The organism is Streptomyces sp. NPDC058877, from assembly GCF_042742855.1.
Taxonomy (GTDB): Bacteria; Actinomycetota; Actinomycetes; order Streptomycetales; family Streptomycetaceae; genus Streptomyces.
The window spans coordinates 1-3,697 of record NZ_JBHYMF010000336.1 but is presented as its reverse complement, the minus strand read 5'-3'; the positions used below and the strand labels follow the sequence as shown (position 1 = coordinate 3,697).

At 74.2% G+C, this 3,697-nt stretch carries 5 protein-coding genes; 3 read left to right on the top strand and 2 right to left on the bottom strand.

Going from position 1 to position 3,697, the window contains the following annotated elements:
• Positions 1-70: 70 nt before the first annotated feature.
• Positions 71-403: a DUF6204 family protein gene (locus ACFW2Y_RS35095; protein ID WP_384887601.1), complete on the top strand. Its 333-nt coding sequence runs from the start codon at positions 71-73 to the stop codon at positions 401-403.
• Between the two features lie 195 nt (positions 404-598).
• On the opposite strand, the gene ACFW2Y_RS35090 is transcribed toward ACFW2Y_RS35095, so the two are convergent.
• Together ACFW2Y_RS35090 and ACFW2Y_RS35085 are read right to left on the bottom strand one after the other, a co-directional pair.
• Positions 599-949: a hypothetical protein gene (locus ACFW2Y_RS35090; protein WP_384887598.1), complete on the bottom strand. Its 351-nt coding sequence runs from the start codon at positions 947-949 to the stop codon at positions 599-601.
• A complete protein-coding gene (locus ACFW2Y_RS35085) occupies positions 946-1,197 on the bottom strand; it encodes a DUF1049 domain-containing protein (RefSeq protein ID WP_384887595.1) in 252 nt (83 codons plus the stop codon). Before ACFW2Y_RS35085 ends, ACFW2Y_RS35090 begins: the two co-directional genes overlap by 4 nt.
• A gap of 212 nt (positions 1,198-1,409) precedes the next feature.
• Here ACFW2Y_RS35085 and ACFW2Y_RS35080 point away from each other — a divergent pair, with 212 nt between their 5' ends.
• Positions 1,410-2,177, top strand: coding sequence for a GntR family transcriptional regulator (locus tag ACFW2Y_RS35080; protein WP_384887593.1), 768 nt, complete (start codon positions 1,410-1,412; stop codon positions 2,175-2,177).
• 232 nt (positions 2,178-2,409) lie between these two features.
• The gene (locus tag ACFW2Y_RS35075) at positions 2,410-3,498 is read left to right on the top strand and encodes an adenosine deaminase (protein WP_384887591.1); all 1,089 of its coding nucleotides are present in this window, start codon (positions 2,410-2,412) and stop codon (positions 3,496-3,498) included.
• The last annotated feature ends 199 nt before the right edge of the window (positions 3,499-3,697 follow it).

The window sequence follows — 3,697 nt, the reverse complement described above, 5'->3', positions numbered from 1 at the left end:
CTCCGCCGTAGGGTGGAGGGCACCGCCGCCGCCTTGGCGGCCGGGAACAGCAGCACGGGGAGTACGAGGCATGGGCACGCAGCACACCTACCGGGTCATCGTGCGCGGCACGTTCGACGGCCTGTCGGAGGAGAGCCGGTCCCGCCTGCTCTCCGAGGTGGACGCGCACGGACTGACCGCGATGCAGTTCACGGAAGAGGGCTCGCTCGCCTACGACCGGACACTGAAGCACTTCTCGTACCGGCTGGTCGTCGTCTCGGACGCCGAGGACGGCGACGAGATGGCGGGGGCGATCGCGGAAGACCGGGTGGAGACGGCGCTCAAGGAGTTGGGCCACGGCCACAAGGGGCTGCGATCGACCGTGACGGACCTCGACACCATGAAGATCAACTACAAGCGCTGACCGACCCGCCCCGGGCCCGCCGTTCGCCCGGCATGCGGCGGCGACGCCCCGCACGGGCCACGGCGGCACGGCTCGACGCGCGGCTCCGGACCGCGCACGACGGAGCCGCGAACGCACGGCGCCCCCGCGCCCCGGCCGCAGCGCCGCCACCCGTCCCCGCTCCGCGTCGCCACCCCCCGTCGCTGCGGCCTTCCCTCAGCGGCGGGCCGTGCGGACCCTGGGCGGGCAGCTCTCGCCCCTTCGCACGACCCCGATCATGACGGTGGTGCGCCGGTCGAGGTCCGTCCCCGGCTCCGGGTACTGCGTGCAGACCTGCCAGCGCGGCGGCCAGAGCACCCGCCGGTCACGGCCGCTCACGTCGTGGACGTCAAGCCGCGTCCGCCGGTCCAGGCCGGTGAGGACCCGCCACAGGCCCCGGTCGAGGAAGTCCGGCATCGGCCGGGTTCCGGTCCCGGCATCGAGCGCAGCGGGCTCCTCGGCAGAGGTGGCGGCGACGGCCGCGAGTGCGAGGAGCGCGCCGACGCCCACGACGGCGCCCCGCCTCACTTCCGCCTCCGGGCGGCGAAGTAGTAACCACAGGCGGCGCCGAGCAGGGCGGTCGCGAGCAGGGCCACGTAGAGCGGCATGGTCACTTCGGGGATCAGCAGCCGGATCTTGACGTCCCGGGTGTTCTCGAAGATGAAGACCAGGGTGATGATCGCGACCACCAGCATGGCGATCCGTCCGGGGGTGAAGGCCCCGGCGAACCGGGACGTGCCGCCGTCCGATGTCCGCGGCTTCTCCTTGGGACTCATGCCCGACCCCTCTCCTCGGTGGTGCCGTCGGTCGCAGCCGTGGGACCAGAATGGGACGGACGGGCCCTCACCGTGACGGTGAGGGGAGCCGTACGGGTGACTTGTCAGACAACATAGCTCGATACCGTGGTGCGGGCACCGGCGGAGCAAGGTCGGGGCGAGACTCCGGAAAAGCCTCGGGCAGGAGCCCGGGAACGAGACGAGGAGGGGCCGTGGCGGTCAGCGGGCAGCGACGACGACCGGTCGTGGCGCTCTACGAGCGGATCGCGGACGCCGTCCACGACGGCACGTACCCACCGGGTTCCACGCTCCCCTCCGAACCGAAGCTCGCCGCCGAACTGGGCGTCAGCCGGCCGGCCCTGCGCGAGGCACTGCTGCTGCTGCAGGAGGACGGCCTGCTCACGGTGCGGCGCGGGGTGGGCAGGACCGTGAACGACCGCCCCCCGCGGCGGGGCTTCGAGCAGGTCCAGCCCTTGGAGGCCCTGATCGGCACGGGCACCCCGCTGCGGGTCCGGGCGCTCCTCAGGACCGTCGAGGAGCCGACCGACTTCACCACCCAGCACCTCCTCGCCCCCGCCCGCGCCGAGCTGAGGTTCTGGGAGTCCGTACTGACCGGGGAAGGCTCGGTGGCGGCGCTGAGCCACGAGTGGGCGGCGCCCGACGAACTGCTCCGGCGGGCGCACCCGGAGTTCGCCCGGGCGCTGCGGGAGGCGGAGGCGCGGACGGAGCAGGACTCCGGCAGCGCGGTCTCGATGCTCGCGGTCCTGGTCGGGGCTTCCCGTGAAACGGCCCTGAGCGCGCACAGCGGCATCACGGCGACGCTGCTCGGCCGCCGACGCGGGGAACAACTGGGCCGCCCCGCGGACACCCCCGCCGTCCTGGCCACCCAGGTCGTGCGCGTCGGCGAGGTCCCGGTACTGGCCGCGAAGCACATGCTGCCCACCGGCACTCCGGCGTTGCCGGTCCTGCAGTCGCACTGAGCGCCGGGGCGCACGCCTCATCCACCGGCCCGCCCGCCGGTCCACCCGCCCGCCGGTCCACCGGCCTGACGGTCCCGCGACCCGGCGGTCCACCGGTCCGATGTCCCGCACTCTGGCTGTCCCGCGTTCTGACGGGGCATCCGGCCCGGCGGTCGCGGGACGGCTGCCCCGCCCGACGCCCTGTAGGAGCCGTCACAGCGGCCCGCGCTGCCGTGGCGTACACTTCCCCGCCATGCACTTGTCTGACAACCCCGCCACGCCGGCCGCCACCTCCGTCTCCGACTGGATCCGCCGGGCTCCCAAGGCCGTCCTCCACGACCACCTCGACGGCGGGCTGCGCCCCGCGACCATCGTCGAGCTGGCACGGGAGTGCGGCTACACCGCGCTGCCGACCGAGGACCCGGCCGAGCTCGCGGTCTGGTTCAGGGACGCCGCCGACTCCGGCTCGCTGGAGCGGTACCTGGAGACCTTCGCCCACACCTGCGCGGTCATGCAGACCCGCGAGGCGCTGACGCGCATCGCGGCCGAGTGCGCCGAGGACCTGGCAGCGGACGGCGTCGTCTACGCCGAGATCCGCTACGCCCCCGAGCAGCACCTGGAGGGCGGGCTGACCCTCGACGAGGTCGTCGACGCGGTCAACGAGGGCTTCCGCGAGGGGGAGCGTCGCACCGGCGGTCGCATCACCGTGCGCACCCTGCTCACCGGCATGCGCCACACCGACCGCTCCCTGGAGATCGCACGGCTCACCGTTGCCCACCGGGACAACGGCGTGGCCGGCTTCGACATCGCGGGGGGCGAGATAGGCAACCCGCCGGCCCGTCACCTCGCCGCCTTCCAGCACCTCAAGCAGGAGAACTGCCACTTCACGATCCACGCCGGCGAGGCCGTCGGCGCGGAGTCGATCCACGAGGCCGTGCAGGTCTGCGGCACCGAGCGGATCGGCCACGGCGTGCGGATCACGGACGACATCGCCGAGGACGGCACGCTGGGCCGGCTCGCCTCGTACGTCCGGGACAACCGCATCGCGCTGGAGGTCTGCCCGACCTCGAACCTGCAGACGGGCGCCGCGAAGGACTACGCCTCGCACCCGATCGACGAGCTGCGCCGGCTCGGCTTCCGGATCACCCTCAACACGGACAACCGGTTGGTGTCCGGCACCACCATGAGCGAGGAGTTCCAGCACATGGTGGACGCCTTCGGGTACGGCCCGGAGGTCTTCGAGGAGTTCACCGTTGCCGCCCTGGAGGCCGCCTTCCTGTCGCTGCCCGAGCGGCAGCGGCTCGTCGAGGAGATCGTCCGCCCGGGCTACGCCGCGCTGTAGGTCCTCCGGACCGGGACGCTCCGACCGGCTCGCGCTACCCGGTCGGGGCGTCCCGGTCCGCACCTCCCGCTCCGGGCGTGGGGGGGCCCCCGCCCGCCCCCCCCCCCCCCCCCCCCGGGCGGGCCCCCCCCCCCCCCCCCCCCCCCCCCCCGCGGGGCCCCCCCCCCCCGCCGCGCCGGCCGCCCCCCCCGCCCCCCCC